This is a genomic window from Angustibacter luteus, assembly GCF_039541115.1.
Classification (GTDB): domain Bacteria; phylum Actinomycetota; class Actinomycetes; order Actinomycetales; family Angustibacteraceae; genus Angustibacter; species Angustibacter luteus.
This window is the reverse complement of the sequence record NZ_BAABFP010000005.1, coordinates 934,158-951,131: the sequence shown is the minus strand read 5'-3', so window position 1 is coordinate 951,131 and position 16,974 is coordinate 934,158. Positions and strand designations below refer to the sequence as shown.

At 74.3% G+C, this 16,974-nt stretch carries 17 protein-coding genes; 7 read left to right on the top strand and 10 right to left on the bottom strand.

Features of this window, described 5'->3' with window-relative positions; all coding sequences use genetic code 11:
- Positions 1 to 24: 24 nt before the first annotated feature.
- Positions 25 to 1,122, top strand: coding sequence for a cobalt-precorrin-5B (C(1))-methyltransferase (locus ABEB17_RS13725; protein ID WP_345717242.1), 1,098 nt, complete (start codon positions 25 to 27; stop codon positions 1,120 to 1,122).
- Here ABEB17_RS13725 and cobM read toward each other — a convergent pair.
- Together cobM and cbiE are read right to left on the bottom strand one after the other, a co-directional pair.
- Complete coding sequence (gene cobM, locus ABEB17_RS13720) at positions 1,083 to 1,838, bottom strand: precorrin-4 C(11)-methyltransferase (RefSeq protein WP_345717241.1); 756 nt, start codon at positions 1,836 to 1,838, stop codon at positions 1,083 to 1,085. The two genes, ABEB17_RS13725 and cobM, sit on opposite strands and share 40 nt — an antisense overlap.
- Complete coding sequence (cbiE, locus tag ABEB17_RS13715; protein ID WP_345717240.1) at positions 1,835 to 3,049, bottom strand: precorrin-6y C5,15-methyltransferase (decarboxylating) subunit CbiE; 1,215 nt, start codon at positions 3,047 to 3,049, stop codon at positions 1,835 to 1,837. The genes cobM and cbiE overlap by 4 nt, the downstream gene beginning before the upstream one ends.
- Positions 3,050 to 3,133: 84 nt before the next feature.
- On the opposite strand from cbiE, the gene ABEB17_RS13710 reads away from it, so the two are divergent.
- From ABEB17_RS13710 to ABEB17_RS13685, 6 genes are read left to right on the top strand one after another with little or no spacing between them, the layout of a single operon-like run.
- Entirely contained in the window at positions 3,134 to 4,522 is a 1,389-nt protein-coding gene (locus ABEB17_RS13710; protein ID WP_345717239.1) for a cobyrinic acid a,c-diamide synthase CobB, read from the top strand.
- A complete protein-coding gene (gene cobC / locus ABEB17_RS13705; protein ID WP_345717238.1) occupies positions 4,515 to 5,606 on the top strand; it encodes an Rv2231c family histidinol phosphate aminotransferase CobC in 1,092 nt (363 codons plus the stop codon). Before ABEB17_RS13710 ends, cobC begins: the two co-directional genes overlap by 8 nt.
- On the top strand, positions 5,603 to 7,366 hold the full coding sequence (gene cobT / locus ABEB17_RS13700; RefSeq protein WP_378226959.1) for a nicotinate-nucleotide--dimethylbenzimidazole phosphoribosyltransferase: 1,764 nt from the start codon (positions 5,603 to 5,605) through the stop codon (positions 7,364 to 7,366). The genes cobC and cobT overlap by 4 nt, the downstream gene beginning before the upstream one ends.
- Positions 7,363 to 8,607, top strand: coding sequence for a uroporphyrinogen-III C-methyltransferase (gene cobA / locus ABEB17_RS13695; RefSeq protein WP_345717236.1), 1,245 nt, complete (start codon positions 7,363 to 7,365; stop codon positions 8,605 to 8,607). Before cobT ends, cobA begins: the two co-directional genes overlap by 4 nt.
- 9 nt (positions 8,608 to 8,616) lie before the next feature.
- Complete coding sequence (locus ABEB17_RS13690; protein ID WP_345717235.1) at positions 8,617 to 9,150, top strand: DUF1697 domain-containing protein; 534 nt, start codon at positions 8,617 to 8,619, stop codon at positions 9,148 to 9,150.
- A gap of 22 nt (positions 9,151 to 9,172) precedes the next feature.
- A complete protein-coding gene (locus ABEB17_RS13685; protein ID WP_345717234.1) occupies positions 9,173 to 9,388 on the top strand; it encodes a hypothetical protein in 216 nt (71 codons plus the stop codon).
- A 3-nt stretch (positions 9,389 to 9,391) separates the two neighbouring features.
- Here the strand turns inward: ABEB17_RS13685 and pepN are convergent, their stop codons facing one another.
- From pepN to ABEB17_RS13645, 8 genes are read right to left on the bottom strand one after another with little or no spacing between them, the layout of a single operon-like run.
- Positions 9,392 to 11,884, bottom strand: a complete 2,493-nt coding sequence (gene pepN, locus ABEB17_RS13680) for an aminopeptidase N (protein ID WP_345717233.1) — start codon at positions 11,882 to 11,884, stop codon at positions 9,392 to 9,394.
- Positions 11,885 to 11,886: 2 nt separating this feature from the next.
- Complete coding sequence (locus tag ABEB17_RS13675) at positions 11,887 to 12,897, bottom strand: aldo/keto reductase family protein (RefSeq protein ID WP_345717232.1); 1,011 nt, start codon at positions 12,895 to 12,897, stop codon at positions 11,887 to 11,889.
- Between the two features lie 10 nt (positions 12,898 to 12,907).
- Positions 12,908 to 13,360, bottom strand: a complete 453-nt coding sequence (locus ABEB17_RS13670) for a DUF3237 domain-containing protein (protein ID WP_345717231.1) — start codon at positions 13,358 to 13,360, stop codon at positions 12,908 to 12,910.
- 23 nt (positions 13,361 to 13,383) lie between these two features.
- On the bottom strand, positions 13,384 to 14,625 hold the full coding sequence (locus tag ABEB17_RS13665) for a lanthionine synthetase LanC family protein (protein ID WP_378226958.1): 1,242 nt from the start codon (positions 14,623 to 14,625) through the stop codon (positions 13,384 to 13,386).
- Positions 14,622 to 15,191 (bottom strand): MBL fold metallo-hydrolase, encoded by a 570-nt coding sequence (locus ABEB17_RS13660; RefSeq protein WP_345717230.1) that lies wholly within the window; start codon positions 15,189 to 15,191, stop codon positions 14,622 to 14,624. The genes ABEB17_RS13665 and ABEB17_RS13660 overlap by 4 nt, the downstream gene beginning before the upstream one ends.
- Positions 15,188 to 15,523, bottom strand: a complete 336-nt coding sequence (locus ABEB17_RS13655; RefSeq protein WP_345717229.1) for a VOC family protein — start codon at positions 15,521 to 15,523, stop codon at positions 15,188 to 15,190. Before ABEB17_RS13655 ends, ABEB17_RS13660 begins: the two co-directional genes overlap by 4 nt.
- A 29-nt stretch (positions 15,524 to 15,552) precedes the next feature.
- On the bottom strand, positions 15,553 to 16,350 hold the full coding sequence (locus tag ABEB17_RS13650; RefSeq protein ID WP_345717228.1) for a methyltransferase: 798 nt from the start codon (positions 16,348 to 16,350) through the stop codon (positions 15,553 to 15,555).
- 7 nt (positions 16,351 to 16,357) lie between these two features.
- Positions 16,358 to 16,966 (bottom strand): DUF3043 domain-containing protein, encoded by a 609-nt coding sequence (locus ABEB17_RS13645; protein WP_345717227.1) that lies wholly within the window; start codon positions 16,964 to 16,966, stop codon positions 16,358 to 16,360.
- Positions 16,967 to 16,974 lie beyond the last annotated feature (8 nt).

Here is a 16,974-nt window from a genome sequence, read left to right as displayed (position 1 = left end):
ACCGCCGCCCGGCACACTGACCCCATGACCGAGCTGCGGCGGGGCTGGACGACGGGCGCCTGCGCGACCGCCGCCACCAAGGCCGCGTACACGGCGCTGCTCACCGGCGAGTTCCCGGACCCGGTGCAGATCGTGCTGCCGCGCGGGCAGACCCCCTCCTTCGCGCTCGCCGTCGAACGCCTGGACGACGGCTCCGCGATGGCCGGCGTCGTCAAGGACGCCGGCGACGACCCGGACGTCACGCACCTCGCGCTGATCCGCTCGACCGTGCGACCCGGCCCGGCGGGCAGCGGGATCCAGTTCGTGGCCGGCCCCGGCGTGGGCACGGTGACCCTTCCCGGACTGCCGCTGGACGTGGGGGAGCCCGCCATCAACCCCGTACCCCGCCAGCTGATGCGCGACGCGGTGACCGAGGTCGCCGGCGGCTCCACCCCCGACCTGGTGATCGAGATCTCCGTCGACCACGGCGAGGAGATCGCCCAGCACACCTGGAACCCGCGGCTCGGCATCCTCGGCGGCCTGTCCATCCTTGGCACCACCGGCGTCGTCGTCCCGTACTCCTGCTCGGCGTGGATCGACAGCATCCGGCGCGGGGTGGACGTCGCCCGCGCGGCCGGCCTGCAGCACCTGGCCGGGGCCACGGGCAGCACCTCGGAACGCACGGTCGCCGAGCTCTACGGTCTGCCGCAGCTCGCGCTGCTGGACATGGGCGACTTCGCCGGCGCGGTCCTGAAGTACGTGCGCCGCCACCCCGTGCAGCGCCTGACGATCGCAGGCGGGTTCGGCAAGCTGAGCAAGCTCGGGCAGGGCCAGCTGGACCTGCACTCGGGGCGTTCCCAGGTCGACCTGCCGGCCCTCGCCGACCTGGCCCGACCGCTCGGCGGCGACGAGCTCGCGAGCCAGATCGAAGCGGGGACGACGGCCCTGCACGCGCTGCGCCTGGCCCAGTCCGCCGGGGTGGACCTCGGCGCAGCCGTCGCCCGAGCCGCCCTCGACACCTGCGCGGCCGTGCTGAGCGGGTCGCCCGTGCACGTCGACGTCGTGGTGATCGACCGGGCGGGCGCCGTGATCGGCCGGGCCGGTCACGAGGAGTCCGAGCCCCGCGGACGTGCCGGCGAGTAGAGGTAGCTGTCCGGGAACGTCGCCGCGCCCAGCACCGGGCCGACCAGCACGACGGCGGTACGTCGCACGCCTGCCTCGCGCACCGCGTCCGCGATGTCGGCCAGCGTGCCGCGCAGCACCAGCTCGTCGGGCTGGGACGCGCGCGCGACCACCGCGACCGGGCAGTCCCCGCCGTAGTGCCCGGCCAGCTCGGTCGCCAGCTCCTCGATGCGTTGCACCGCAAGGTGCAGAGCCAACGTCGCCCCGGTCGCGGCGAAGGACGCCAGCCGCTCGCCGTCCGGCATCGGGCTCGAGCGGGCCTGCGTCCGGGTCAGCACCACGCTCTGGCCCACGGTCGGCACGGTGAGCTCGACGCCCAGGGCCGCTGCGGCCGCCGCGAACGCCGGAACGCCGGGCGTGACGTCGTAGGGGACGCCCGCGGCGCGCAGCCGGCGGACCTGCTCGGTCAGGGCGCTCCACACCGACGGGTCGCCGGAGCAGAGCCGGGCGACGTCCAGGCCACGCTCGTGAGCCGCGGTCAGCTCGGAGACGATCTGGTCCAGCGTGAGGTCCGCGGTGTCCACCAGCCGGGCACCCTCCGGGCAGTGGTCGAGGACCTCGGCCGGGACCAGGCTGCCGGCGTACAGGCAGACCGGCGAGGCGGCGAGCAGCCGGGTGGCCCGCACGGTCAGCAGGTCGGCCGCCCCGGGGCCGGCGCCGATGAAGTGCACCGTCATCGGGTCACCGCCCACTGCGTCACCGCGCGGGCCGGCCGCCACCCACTGAAGCCACCCAACGGTTCCAGGTGCTCGACACCGATCCGCACCAGCTCGCCGCCGCGGGTCGAGCGCTGACCGACCAGCGCCGCCTCGGACTCCGCCGTCACCGCGTGCACCACGAGGCGGCCGCCGGGCGCGAGTGCCGCCCAGCAGGCATCCAGCAGACCGGCGGACGTCGCACCGCCACCGACGAACACGGCGTCCGGTCGGTCGAGCCCGGTGAGCACGTCGGGTGCGGGGCCGACCACGACCTGCAGCCCAGGCACCCCGAGCCGAGAGGCGTTGCGGCCCAGGCGTTCGGCGCGCTCCGCGTGCCGCTCGACGGCAATGGTCCGGCAGGTCGGCCCGTGCCGCATCCACTCGATCCCCACGCTGCCGGCCCCGGCACCGACGTCCCACAGGAGCTGGCCGGGCGCCGGCGCGAGCCGGGCCAGGGCACTCGCCCGCAGGTCGCGCTTGGTCAGCTGCCCGTCGTGCTCGAACGCCTCGTCCGGCAACCCCGGCCCGCTCGGCCACCAGGTGGCTCCGGGCTCGGCCGCGCAGTCGATCGCGACAGCGGTCAACCTCCCGGTGGGCATCGGGGGCATCCTCGCGGTGCCGGTCCGCACCGTCTCGTCATGCGCCCCGAGGTCGGCCAGCAGGGTCAGCGCGCTCGCGCCGAAACCGTTGCGGCACAGCAGGTCGGCGACACCAGGGAGGTCGGCTGCAGCCGCGAGCAGGACGAGCAGGTGCCGTCCCGGCTGCAGGGCGGCGATGATCGACGCGGCGGGTCCGGTCAGCAGGCTCACGGTCGTGACGTGCTCGGCCGGCCACCCGAGTCGCGCGCAGGCCAGCGACAAGGTGGACGGTGCCGGGTGGGTGCGCACGGCTCCCGGGCCGACCAGCCGCACCAGGGTGGAACCGATGCCGTGCCAGGACGGGTCGCCGCTGGCCAGCACGACGATCCGCCGTCCGTCCGCACCGTCGAGCAGGTCGCCGAGGCCAGGCAGCAGCGGGCGGGGGAGGGCCACCCGCTCGGCGCCGACGTCGTCGGGCAGCAGGGCCAGCTGTCGCTCGCTGCCGATGACCACGTCCGCCGCCAGCAGGGCGGACCGCGCAGCCTCCGATACGCCAGGTGCACCGTCCGCGCCGAGACCCACCACGTCGATCGGCACCACCAGCTCACCCATGGCCGCGACGCTACCGACCCGGCACAGGGCGACCGCAGCCGGGCGACCGGAACCGGGCGGCCCCTGGTGTGCAAGGATCGGCCGGTGCTGCAGGTCCCCCGGCTCGTGGTCGCGGCGCCAGGATCCGGCCACGGGAAGACCACCGTCGCGACCGGACTCATGGCGGCGCTGCGAGCACGCGGCCTGGAGGTGTCCGGGCACAAGATCGGGCCGGACTACATCGATCCCGGCTACCACGCCCTGGCGACCGGACGCCCGCCCCGCAACCTGGACCCGGTGCTCCAGGGCGAGCACCGCGTCGCCCCGCTGTTCCTGCACGGCGCGCTGCAGCCGAGGCCGGCGGACGTCGCGGTGGTCGAGGGGGTGATGGGCCTGTTCGACGGCGCCATCGGCACCGGTGGGGTGAGCTCGACCGCGCACGTCGCCCGGCTCATCGACGCGCCGGTCGTGCTGGTCGTGGACGTCTCCGGAGCCAGCCGGAGCGTGGCGGCCACCGTGCTCGGGTTCGCCAGCTACGACCCGCAGGTCCGCATCGCCGGTGTCGTCCTGAACCGGGTGGCCAGCCAGCGGCACGAGGACGAGATCCGCGCCGCGCTCGCGCCGATCGGCATCCCGGTGCTCGGCTCCCTCGGTCGCGACGAGGCGCTGGCCACCCCGAGCCGCCACCTGGGCCTGGTGCCCGCGGTCGAGCGGGCCGACGAGGCCCGCTCCGCGGTCCGACTGCTCGGCGAGCGGGTCGCCCAGGGCGTGGACCTGGACGCCGTGCTGCGGGTCGCCCACTCCGCCGCACCGCTGCCGGACGAGCCCTGGGACCCGCAGGCCGAGGTCATCCGACACGAGGGCCCGGCTCCGGTCATCGCGTGCGCGGGCGGTAGCGCCTTCAGCTTCCGGTACACCGAGACCGACGAGCTGCTGACCGCCGCCGGTGCTCAGGTGGTGGACGTCGACCCGCTGCACGACGGCGAGCTCCCCGAAGGCACCTCGGGGCTCTACCTCGGCGGTGGCTTCCCCGAGGTCTACGCGGCCCAGCTCTCGGCGAACACCGCGCTCCGAGCGCACCTGGCCAGCCGGATCGCGGGCGGTCTGCCGGTGGTCGCCGAGTGCGCGGGGCTGCTGTACCTGTGCCGCGAGCTCGACGGGCTGCCGATGATCGGGGCGATCGACGCCACTGCCGCCATGACCGGGCGGCTCACCCTCGGCTACCGCCGGGCCGAGGCCGAGCGCGGTTCGCCCGCCGCGCCCGCGGGCGAGCAGGTCAGCGGACACGAGTTCCACCGCACCCGCGTGGAACCGCCGCACGGCCCGGACGCCGCTTGGTCGTTCGCCGACACCGGCTACGGCGGACGCGTCGACGGCTTCAGCACGCCGACCCTGCACGCGTCCTACCTGCACGTGCACTGGGCTGGGAGCCCGTCGGCGGCCCAGCGGCTGGTCGCCGCCGCCGTGCAGCACCTGGAGCCGGTCCGTGGCTGACGGCCAGCCGGCACCACCGGACCTGCACCACCACGGCGACCAGGAGGTCGGCCCGGGACTGGTCGACCTCGCGGTGAACGTGCGCGGGCCGGCTCCGGAGTGGCTGCGCGCGCGGTTGGTCGCCGCCGTGGACGACCTCGCCGCCTACCCGGACCCCACCGCCGCCCTCCAGGCGATCGCTGCGCGGCACGGCCGCGCGACCGACGAGGTGCTGGTGACCGCCGGGGGAGCCGAGGCGTTCACCTTGCTCGCCCGGGCGCTGCGGCCCGGTGTCGACGTCCGGCACGCCGTCGTCGTGCACCCGCAGTTCACCGAGCCGGAGGCCGCGCTCGCCGCGGCCGGCCACCACGTCGACCGGCTGCTGCTGCGCGCCGCGGACGGCTTCACGCTCGACCCCGCCCGGGTGCCCGACACCGCCGACCTCGTGGTGCTCGGCAACCCGACGAACCCGACGTCCGTGCTGCACCCGGCGGACGTCGTCCGCGCTCTGCTGCGCCCCGACCGGACCGTCGTCGTGGACGAGGCGTTCATGGACGCCGTGCCGGGGGAGCAGGAGTCCCTGGCGGCCGAGTCCGGGACGCCGGGGCTGGTCGTGGTGCGCAGCCTGACCAAGACGTGGGGGCTGGCAGGGCTTCGGGCCGGCTACCTGCTCGGTGACGCCGCGCTGGTCCGTCGCTGCGCGTCCGCGCAGCCGCCCTGGTCGGTGTCCTCCCTCGCGGCGGTGGCGGCGGTCGCGTGCAGCGCACCCCGGGCCGTCGCGGAGGCGGAGCGGGCCGCCGAGGAGCTCGTCGACCGCCGGGCGCACCTGCTGGCCGCGCTCGGTCGGCTGGGGCTCGACCCGGTGCAGCCGGCGGCGGCGCCGTTCGTGCTCGTTCCGGTGCCCGACGGCCTGGCCGTGCGCCAGGCTCTGCGGGACAACGGGTTCGCCGTCCGACGCTGCGACACGTTCCCCGGCCTCGGGCCCGACTGGCTGCGCCTCGCCGTCCGCAGCGAGGAGGTCACCGACGCCTTCACCAAGGCCCTCGGCACCGCCCTCGAGGCCGCCCTTGCCGACGCCCGCCCGATGCCCCCGGAGTCCCGATGAGCCACCCCCCGTACGACGACGCCGACCGCGAGGCCGTGCACCGGGTGATCGCCGAGCGCCGCGACGTGCGGCGCGGGTTCCTGCCCGACGGCGTCGACGACGACGTCCTCGAGCGGGTGCTCACTGCTGCGCACCGCGCACCGAGCGTCGGTCTCACCCAGCCGTGGGACTTCCTGGTGATCCGTGACCGCGGTGTGCGCGAGCGGGTCGCCGGGCTGGTGCACGCCCAGCGCGCGGCGTTCGCCGAGTCCCTGCCGCCGGCCCGGGCGCGGGCGTTCGCCGCCCTCAAGGTCGAGGCCATCCTGGACACCCCGCTCAACGTCGTGGTCACCTGCGACCCGACCCGCGGCGGTCGGCACGTGCTCGGCCGGCACGCCGACCCGCGGACCGCCTCGTTCAGCACCGCCCTGGCGGTGCAGAATCTGTGGTTGGCCGCCCGGGCCGAGGGGCTGGGTGTCGGCTGGGTCAGCTTCGTCGACCCGGGCGAGCTCGCGGCCGAGCTCGGGCTGCCGGAGCACGTCGAGGTGGTCGCCTACCTGTGCGTCGGCCACGTCCAGGAGTTCGGGCCGGCCCCGGAGCTGGCGCTCGAGGGCTGGGCACGACAGCGGCCGCTCGGCTGGGCCGTGCACCATGAGGCGTGGGGCCGTCGCCGGCAACGAGGAGAGGCAGTGTCCGTGATCCAGCAGACCGTCGACGCGGTGCGTCCGGCCGACCCGAAGGCGGTCGCCGCGGCCTGGGAGCGCCAGCACGCGCTGACCAAGCCCCGGGGCGCCCTGGGTGTGCTGGAGGAGGTCGGTGCCCGGCTGTCCGGGATCGCCGGCGCCTGCCCGCCGCCGCTGCCCGAGCCGGTCGCGGTCGCTGTGTTCGCCGCCGACCACGGCGTGCACGCGCAGGGCGTGACGCCGTGGCCGCAGGAGGTCACCGGCCAGATGGTCGCGAACATCCTCGGCGGCGGCGCCGTGGTGAACGCGTTCTCCCGCCAGATCGGGGCCGAGCTCTGCGTCGTGGACGTCGGGGTCGCCGGCCCACCGCTGGACGACGCGCCGGGGCTGCTCCGGCGCCGGGTGCGCGCCGGCACGGCGGACCTGTCGGTCGGTCCGGCCATGACCCGCGACGAGGCGGTCGCCGCGCTCGAGGTCGGCATCGAGGTCGGCCGCGACCTGGTTACCGCCGGCAACCGGCTGCTCGTCGCCGGCGACATGGGGATCGCCAACACCACGGCGTCCGCCGCCCTGGTCGCGACCTTCTGCGGCCTGGACCCGGCGGAGGTCACCGGCCGGGGGACCGGCGTGGACGACGCGATGCTGGCCCACAAGGTCACCGTCGTGCGCCGTGCCCTGGACCTGCACCGGCGCGACCCGCAGGACCCGATCGCGGTGCTCGCTGCCGTCGGAGGCCTGGAGCACGCGGCCATCGCCGGGCTGCTGCTCGCCGCAGCGGCCGCCCGCGTGCCGGTCGTCCTGGACGGCGTGATCGCAGGTGCCGCGGCCCTGGTGGCCCGAGCCATCGCTCCGGACGCCGTGGACTGCTGGGTCGCCGGACACCGCTCGACCGAGCCGGGCGCCGCCGCCGCACTGGACGCCCTCGGGCTGCGCCCGCTGGTCGACCTCGACCTGCGGCTGGGCGAGGGTTCGGGCGCGGTGCTCGCCGTGCCGCTGGTGCAGGCCGCGGCCCGTACCCTCGCCGAGGTGGCCACGTTCGACTCGGCGGGGGTCGCCGACAAGGGCGCGGCGGGCCGCGCCGGCGAGGTGTCGCCATGACGGACGCCGAGCTGCCGGCCTTCCCGCTCGGGCTGCGCCTGGAGGGACGTCGGGTGCTCGTGGTCGGCGGCGGACACGTCGCCCTGCGCCGGGTCGCCGGACTGCTCGAGTCCGGTGCCGACGTCCACCTCGTCTCCCCGGCCGTCGAGGCTGCGCTGGGGGACCTGGCCGACCGCGGCCGGCTGCACTGGGCCCAGCGCCCGTACGCCGAGCAGGACGTCGACGAGGCGTGGCTGGTCTTCGCCTGCACCGACGACCCCGCGGTGAACGCGCAGGTCGTCGCGGACGCGACCGCCCGGCGGATCTGGTGCTCGCGCGCGGACGACGCCCTCGGCGCGACCGCGTGGACGCCGGCCACCGCCCGGACCGGCCCGGCGACGGTGGCGGTGCTGTCCGGGCGCGACCCGCGCCGTTCGGTGGCGCTGCGCGACGCCGCGCTGGCCGCCGTCGAGGCCGAGCTGCACGGCCGCCGGGCCGAACCGAGCCGCACGCCCCGGACCGGGGGTCGGGTGGTGCTGGTCGGCGGCGGCCCCGGCGACCCCGGGCTGCTGACCCGGCGGGGCTACGAGTGGCTGGCGGAGGCGGACGTGGTGCTGGTCGACCGGCTGGCGCCGCTGGCCGTGCTGGACGGGCTGCGCGAGGACGTCGAGGTGATCGACGTGTCCAAGGTGCCCCGCGGGCGCTTCACCCCGCAGGAGGCGATCAACGACCTGCTGGTGCAGCACGCCGCCGCGGGGCGCACCGTGGTGCGGCTCAAGGGCGGCGACCCGTTCGTGTTCGGCCGCGGCATGGAGGAGGCGCTCGCCTGCGCCGCGGCGGGTATCGCGGTCGAGGTGGTCCCCGGCGTCACCAGCGCCGTGGCCGTGCCCGAGCTGGCCGGTGTGCCGGTCACCCATCGCGGTGTCTCGCAGGGCTTCTGCGTCGTCTCCGGCCACCTGCCGCCGGGCCACCCGGACAGCTCGGTCGACTGGACGGCGCTGGGACGCAGCGGTTTGACGATCGTCTGCCTGATGGCCGTGCACACCATGCCCGACATCGCGGCGGCGCTACTGGCTGACGGCGTCGACCCGGCCACCCCCGTCGTGGCCGTGCAGGACGGCGGGCTGCCCACCCAGCGGGTCAGCCGGTCGCCGCTGTCGGGGGCCGCCGACATGATGGTCCGCGAGCAGGTGACCGCACCCGCGGTCGTCGTCATCGGTGCAGTCGCCGGGGTGTCCGAGGGCATCCCGGGGATCGGGTAGGGCGGTCTCGTGGCGGTCTGGGTGGGGTTCCTGCGCGGCATCAACGTCGGCGGTCACCGCAAGGTCCCGATGGCCGAGCTGCGCTCGCTGTGCGAGGACGCCGGGCTGACCGACGTCCGCACCTACATCGCCAGCGGCAACCTGCTCTTCTCCTCGCCGCTGCGCTCGGCCGCGAAGGTCCGCGCGCTGCTCGAGCAGCGGATCGAGGAGCACTTCGGCTTCCCGGTCGTCGTCGTGGTCCGCACCCCGAAGCAGCTGCGGGACGTCGTGGACGGCCTGCCGTTCGAGGACGCCGACCAGGCGCACGTGTCCTTCCTGGTGTCCGGAGCCGAGCGCGCCGAGGTCAAGGACCTGCAGGCCGCGCTGATCAACGACGCGCAGCTCGAGGTGGTCGGTGACCACGCGTACCTGCTGACGCCGAACGGGCTCGGCCAGGGCTTCCTGAAGTCCGGCGCGGACCGCCGGTTCGGCAAGGTCGGTACGGCCCGCAACTGGCGCACGGTGACGAAGGTGCTGTCGATGGCCGAGGAGGCCCAGGCGTGAGGCAGGCCGTAGGGTCGTGCGCATGAGTGAGACCTGGACCTGGCGGTACGTCGACGCCGACGGCGCGACGTTCGTCCCCGACGGCTCGCCGTCCACCGGCTTCCCCACCCAGTCGGACGCCGAGAGCTGGCTCGGCGAGGAGTGGCGCACGCTGCTCGACGCCGGGGTGGACGCCGTGCACCTGCAGCAGGGGGAGCAGGAGATCTACGGACCGATGAGCCTGCGCCCGGCCCAGTAGGGCTCAGGCGTTGCGGGCGCGCAGGCCGCGCTGCACCTCGTCCCGGCCCTCGGCGACCATGCGTCGGGCCGAGCTCGGCAGGTCGGCCTCGTCGAGCAGGGCCTGGGCGACCTGCACCGTCGAGTCGGCCACGACGGTGGCCGGGAACATCAGCCGTCCGAAGAGCTGCACCATCTCCGTCGACTGCTTCTTCGCGAACGGCGGGTACTCGGCGGCGAACCGCCCGACGTAGGGCGCCAGCAGCTCGGCCTGGTCGGCGCTCCAGAAGCCCGTGGCCACGGCGACGAGCTCGTGGTTGCTGAGGCTGCCGCCCACCGCGCTCGACCACGCCCACTCCTTGGCCGCGGCCGTCGGCATGGCAGCGCGGGCGGTGAGCGCGAAGTTTGCGCCGGCGGTGGACCGGTCCCGCTCGCGCTCGGCGGCGATGCCGTCCTCATCGACGGCGCCCAACGTGGCGAGGCGGTGCACGACCCGCCAGCGCAGGTCCGCGTCCACCGTCAGCCCGTCCGGCAGGTCGGTGCCGCGCTGCCAGGCCTGCAGGGCGGCGGTGTCCTGCTGGATCCGGACGAGGGTGCGAGCCAGGGCGAGCTGGCGGTCACTGCCCGGCTCGGCCGACCGCGTCTCCGCGTCCAGCCAACGGGCCAGGTCGGCCAGCAGCGCCGAGCGGGTGCCGGCGTCCGCCCAGCGGTCGGCGGCGACCACGGTCGCGCGCAGCAGCCGGTCCGTGACGGCTTCCGGGTCGTCCGCCGTGATCGAGGTGGTGACGAGCTCGACCAGACCGGACGGCGCCAGCCGGCCGGCCGCCACCATCTCCACCAGGGCGAACCAGACCAGTGCGCGGGCCAGCGGGTCGCCGAGTCCGCGCAGGTGGGTGCGTACCGTTGCCAGCGACGCGTTATCTAGGTCCAGCACGGCGAACGTGAGGTCCCCGTCGTTCGGCAGCACCAGAGCCGCGGCGGGCTCGCCGACGAGGGCCGCGATGTCGTGCCGGTCCACGGCTGGCAGGTCGACGTCCAGGCTGGTGCGCCGGACGAGCCGCTCGCCGTCCAGGTCGTACAGGCCGACCCGTACCCGGTGCGGGCGCGGCCCGTTCGGGGAGCTCTGCCGCATCGCTGCGGACGTGTAGTGCCCGTCGGGACCGACCGACAGCTCCATCCCGAGGGTGCTCACCCCACTGGTGCGCAGCCAGGCCCGCGACCACGCGTCGACGTCGCGCCCGCTCGAGGCGGTCAGCGCGGCGACCAGGTCCGCGAGCGAGGCGTTGCCGTAGGCGTGGTCGGCGAAGTGCTGGCGCAGCGCGACGAGGAACGCCTCGTCGCCGACCCACTCGACGAGCTGGCGCAGCGCGCTGGCGCCCTTCGCGTACGAGATGCCGTCGAAGTTCAGCAGCGCCGCGGCGGTGTCGTCGGACTCACCGGCGATCGGGTGCGTGGTGGAGAACTGGTCCGCCAGGTAGCCCCAGGTCTTGCGCTTGGCCAGGAACGTCGTCCACGAGCCGGTGTGCTCCGTCGCCTCCGCAGCCGACCGGTAGGCCATGTACTCGGCGAAGGACTCGTTGAGCCACAGGTCGTTCCACCACTTCATGGTCACGAGGTCGCCGAACCACATGTGCGCCATCTCGTGCAGCTGGGTGTTCGCGACCTCCTCGCGGTCGTCGTCCGTGACCGTGCCGCGCTGCAGGTAGTACTCGTCCCGGAAGGTGACCAGGCCGGGGTTCTCCATCGCGCCCGCGTTGAACTCCGGCACGAACACCTGGTCGTACTTGCCGAACGGGTAGCGGACCCCGAAGAGCCCGTGGAAGTAGTCGAAGCCGGACCGGGTGGTGCCCAGCAGCCGCGCGGAGTCCAGGTGCGGTGCCCAGGACTGGCGGCACCAGACCCCGATCTCGATCCCGTCGTGCACCTCCCGCACCCCGTGGTACGGCCCGGCCACCACGGCGAACAGGTACGTCGGGAGCACCTCGGTGGTGGCGAACTGCCACTGCCCCGGGCCGGTCTCGGTGCCCGTGGTGTTGCCCAGCACCGTCCAGTCCGGCGGCGCGGCGACCGTCACGGTCAGGGTCGCCTTGAGGTCCGGCTGGTCGAAGCAGCCGAAGATCCGCGTGGCGTCGTCCAGGAACGCCTGGCTGTACAGGTACGTACGGCCGTCCTCGGGGTCGACGTAGCGGTGCAGCCCCTCACCGGTGCGGGAGTAGGCGAAGCGGGCCTTCAGTCGCAGCTCGTTCACGCCGTCGCCCACGTGCCCCACGACCGGCAGCCGGCCATCGGCCCAGGCCGAGGTATCCAGCGGCTGGCCGTTGAGCTCGGCCTCGAGGAGCTCGACGGGCTGGACGTCCAGCCAGGTGGGCTCGGACGACGACGCGGCGAACCGGATGACGACCGTCGAGTCGAAGGTCGGCTCGGACTCGGCGCCGGACAGGTCGAGGTCGATCGTGTACGACTCGACGTCCAGCTGGGCGAACCGGGCCAGTGCCTCGGCCTGGGTGAGGGGACGCATGCTCAGCTCGGACGCTTCTTCGGGGAGTTCTCCGCGGTCATCGCCGGGTCGGACGTCACGATCGAGCCGAGTGCGGTGTCGATGCTGGCCATCGCCTCGGCCGGGATCCGGACACCCGCGGCCTTCACGTTGTCGTGCACCTGCTCGGGACGCGACGCCCCGACCAGCGCGGCGGCCACGTTGTCGTTCTGCAGCACCCACGCGACGGCGAGCTGGGCCATGCTGAGGCTGAGCTCGTCGGCGATGGGCTTGAGGTCCTGCACGCGGGTCAGCACGTCGTCGCGCATCCAGCGCGAGATCATGTCGGCGCCGCCGGCGGTGTCGGTCGCCCGCGAGCCCTCGGGCGGGGCCTGGCCGGGCAGGTACTTGCCGGTCAGCACGCCCTGCGCGATCGGCGACCAGACGATCTGGCTGACGCCCAGCTCGCGCGAGGTCGGGACGACCTCCTCCTCGATGACGCGCCACAGCATCGAGTACTGGGGCTGGCTCGAGATGAGCTGGATGCCCAGGTCACGGGCGATGGCGTGACCGGCGCGGATCTGGTCCGCGGTCCACTCGCTCACGCCGATGTAGAGCGCCTTGCCCTGCCGGACGACGTCCGCGAACGCCTGCATCGTCTCCTCGAGCGGCGTCTCGGTGTCGTACCGGTGCGCCTGGTAGAGGTCGACGTAGTCGGTCTGCAGGCGGGTCAGCGAGCCGTTGATGGACTCCAGGATGTGCTTGCGGGACAGTCCGCTGTCGTTGGGTCCGCCCGGCCCGGTCGGCCAGTAGACCTTGGTGAAGATCTCCAGCCCCTCGCGGCGCTGGCCCTTCAGCGCCTCGCCGAGCACGGTCTCCGCCTTGGTGTTGGCGTAGACGTCGGCGGTGTCGAAGGTGGTGATCCCCACGTCGAGCGCGGCGTGCACGCACTGGGTGGCGACGTCGTTCTCCACCTGGGAGCCGTGGGTCAGCCAGTTGCCGTAGGTGATCTCGGAGATCTTCAGGCCTGAGTTGCCGAGGTAGCGAAATTCCATGATCCCGACCCTACGGGGCCACGGCGGATCCGTCTGGTCCGGGTGGCGCGATGCCGGGAAGGTGGTCGACGAGGCAGACGTAGTAGCGCATGGACAGGGCCGCCCGCTCGCGGTCGATGCTGCCCTCGCCGACCGCGATCACGTCGTTGAGCCAGCGGTGGTCGTCGTCCTCGGCCTCGAACGTCAGCACGTGCACGCCACTGCCGTTCGTGAGCGACGACATGCCGGTGAGGGTGAACAGCACCGTCGCCCCACCCTCGACCTGGATGGCGCCCCGCGCGTCCGGGTAGGCAAACCCGCCGCGCAGCCGGGGGAAGTTGGACCATCGGGCCTGCCCAGCGAGGCGCCCGGTGAACGTGCCGACCCCCTGGCCGTACACCCGGCCGTCACCCCGCTCGGACGGCTGGAGCTCGTGCAGCAGGTCGTACTGCCAGGTCACGTCGCAGAGTGGGTCGAGTCGCATGCGCGCTCCCTAGCCGGGGCCGGTCACTTCACCGCATTCTGCTCGCGTCCCGGCTCCGGGTGGTAGGGATCCGTACCGGCGAGCGCGGGTTGGTCGGGCAGGCACACGGCGTATCCGGGGTCGCCGCCGCCGGCGAGCCGGTGGAACCGCAGCAGCTCGCGGACGATGCCGGCGTTGCCCATGGCCCAGCCGTTCCGGGGAGGCAGCCGGCTCGGGGTCGCGCGGTGCTCGTCGTTCGACCAGCGTGCCCCGGCGCCGTCCACCGTCGCCCTCGTGGCGAGGTCGTCGACCAGCACCCCGGCGAACCCCAGCGTGCCGCGGCCCTCGGCGTACCGGTCGCAGGCCAGTGCGAGCACCCCAGCGGTGCCGCAGCAGCGGCCGTTGTTGTCCCAGAACCCCGGACGCAGCCGGGCGGGTAGTCCCGACTCCACCACGGTGTTCCAGCAGCGGTCCTGGAGCTCGTCCCAGCGAGGGTCGCCGGTGACTGCTGCGAGTCGGCGGAACACCTGCGCGTCGCCGGCCGGTCCGTTGCACCAGCCGTAGCTGTACCGCTCGATCAGCTCAGGTCGGTGCGGCGGGTCCGAGTGCGGAACGAGGAAACCGTCCGGGCCCGCCTCGTCCCGGCCCACCACGTCGGCGGCGCCGGCCAGTGCGAGCTCGACCAGGTCGGCTCGACCGGTCGCCGCACCGACGGTGGCCAGGGCCAGCACGATGCCGAGCGTGCCGTGGGCGACGTGGTGCGAGCGGGCCTCGCTCGGCCGCACCTTCCAGTTGACGCCACCCGGCGTCGGGTCGGCGAGCCGCAGGTACGGCGTGACCGCGGTCAGCGCGAGCTCCTCGTCGCCGGCGGCCAGGGCACCGAGCGCGATCCCGGCGTTGCCGACCAGCAGCTCGGTCATCTCGTTCCAGCGCTCGCCGTCGAACCGCTCCCGCACCAGCATCAGGGCGCGGTCCGCCGCGCGGCCGGCGTCGTCGTCCCCGAGCACCTGGTGGACGGCGCGCAGGCAGAACGCGGTCCCGGTGTTCCCGAAGTAGAGCGAGCTGCTCTCGGTGCCCTCCACGGAGCTGGCCAGGGCCCGTGCACCCTCGAGGGCCGCGTCGGCGTACGCCTCGAAACCGCTGTCCCCGTGCCCCTCCAGCAGCGCGAGGACGACGCCCGCGAGGCCGCTGTACAGGCTGAGGTCGTCATCGACGGGCTGCTGCGCCAGCCAGTGCAATCCGCGTTCGGCGAGCTCCTGCGCGGTCTGCTGAGCGTCCAGCGTCACAACGGGGTGGAGGGGAGCGGGACGAACGGCGCGCCGTGCCCCGGGACGATCAACGTCGGCTTCAGGTCGAGCACCCGCTGGCGGGAGGCTCGCAGGGTGGCGGCGTCCTCGGCGTACGGGTCCTCCAGCGGGCCGCCGGCCGACCACCACAGGTGCGTGCAGGCGACCAGCCCGCGGTCGGTGTCCACCAGCGTGGTGACGTCCTGCGGCGTGTGGCCGGGGGTGAGCATCAGCCGGACGGACAGCGACAGCAGCGCGACGTCGTCCTCGAACTCGCGGTCGATCCACTGGTCGTCCACGTAGGTGGCCTGGAAGTCGTGGATGCGGGCGTTCGGGAAGAGCGCCGCGTTGACGGTGTGGTCCGGGTGGTGGTGGCTGAAGACCACGTCGGTCACGTCGCCGGGTGCGACCTGGAGGTCGGTCAGCGGGCCGAGGATCCGGTCGCGGTCGGCCACCATGCCGGGGTCGATCACGGCGACCAGCGCCCCGTCCCGGACGAGGGTGACCGTCCCGGCCACCCGGTCGCCGACGTACCCGGCGGTGAGCACGTCCAGGAGCGCGGTCACGACTCGCCGCCGGCCTGGTCGAACACGTACAGCACGTTGCCTGCCGGGTCGGCGACGCCGGCCACCTGGCCGTCGGGGATCGCGAAGGGGTCGACGACGACCGGCAGGTCCGCATGCGCTGCCAGGAACTCGGCCACGTCGTCGACGAGGTACATCGGCCCGGCCTCCTGCGGGGTGGTCGACACCATGACCTGGACGTCGGAGTCCGGGATGGCGAAGGCGACCGTGTCGTCGCCGTCGCGCCAGGCCTCCGCCCAGCCCAGCGTGTCGCGGTAGAACGCGGCCCCCTGGTCCAGGTCGGTCACGGGTGCGTACACGAACGCCAGCTTCATGCTCGACTCCTCGCTCGGGTGCACCCTTTCTACTGCGCGGGACGCCGTCCCACCACGTGCAGCAGCGTGCCGACCCGCCGGTAGGGATCGGTTCGCCCGACCTGCTCCTCGGCGTCCAGCAGCGCGGCGAGCTCGTCGGGGTCGGACGGCGCCGGCTCGTCGACCGGGACCCCGTCGGTCAGCACCCGGACGCCGTACCAGGCCTCGACGTGCATGCGCCGTCCGGAGATGTACGACGCGAGCTCCTCGAGGCGGTCCGCGCGGGCCCGCACGCCGAGCTCGTTCACGTAGTGCGGCGAGGGCTCTCGCGCCTCGTCGAGCAGGTCGAGGACGTCAGCCCACTGCCGGCGGAGGCCGGGGCGCAGCGCCATGCCGTCGGCGTTGCGGGCCAGTACCGACAGGACGCCGCCCGGAGCGACCAGGTCGGCCAGGGCCCACAGCGCCGGGCCGGGCTCGTCCAGGTACATCAGGACGCCGTGGCACAGCACGACGTCGAACGACTGCGGTTCCAGGTCGTCCAGGAGCGACTCCACCGGCGTCGCGCCCAGCCGGACCCGCCCGGCCACCTCTGCCGGCTCGCCGAGCAGGGCAGCCTCGCAGGCGGCGCGCATCTGGCCGTCCGGCTCCGTGGCCAGGACGTCGTAGCCCAGGCGGGCGAGCCGGATCGCCTGCGTGCCCTGGCCGGCGCCGACGTCCAGCACCCGCGCGGGGGCCGGGTCGAGATGGCTCGCGAGCTGACGGCTGACGAGCTCCTGGCGGACGACGTTGCGCAGGTTTCCCTGGCGGGCGAGCCAGGGCTCGCGGCCCGCGGAGAAGGCGTCGGCCACGGCGGCGCTAGACCGGGAACTCGCCGCGCTTGACGAGGGCGCGCGGCACCCGGGTGCGACGGATCTGGAAGGACCGCATCACGCAGTACCAGGCGATGCCGCCCAGGTCGACGGCGTCGCCGAACTTGGCCCGCAGGGCCTTCTTGGCCCGGCGCTGCATCCAGAACGCGTCGACGGCGGACATCAGGACCAGAACGTAGGTGGCGGCGACCAGCCCGCCGAACACGCTCTGGTTCTTGATGACGCCGTTGCCCAGGAAGGACAGGATCAGGAAGAGGAACATCACCGGCAGCAGGACCTCGCCGACGTTCCAGCGGGCGTCCACGAAGTCCCGGGCGAACTTGCGGACGGGGCCACGGTCGCGGACCGGCAGGTACTTCTCCTCGCCGGCCATCATCCGCTGGCGGGACACCACGCGGGCCTCGCGCGCAGCCACCTTCTCTTCCTTGGTGGCCTTGCCGCCCTTGCCCTTGCCGGTGGGCCTGGTCGGCGCGACGAGCGGCTGGCGGCGCGCCGCCTCGACCTCGCGTCGCTTCGGGGTCGGCTGGTTCTTGCCGGGGCCCTCCTTGACGGGGGCAGGGGCTACGTTCTCGCTGGTCTTGCGTCGTCCGAGCACGCGGCGAT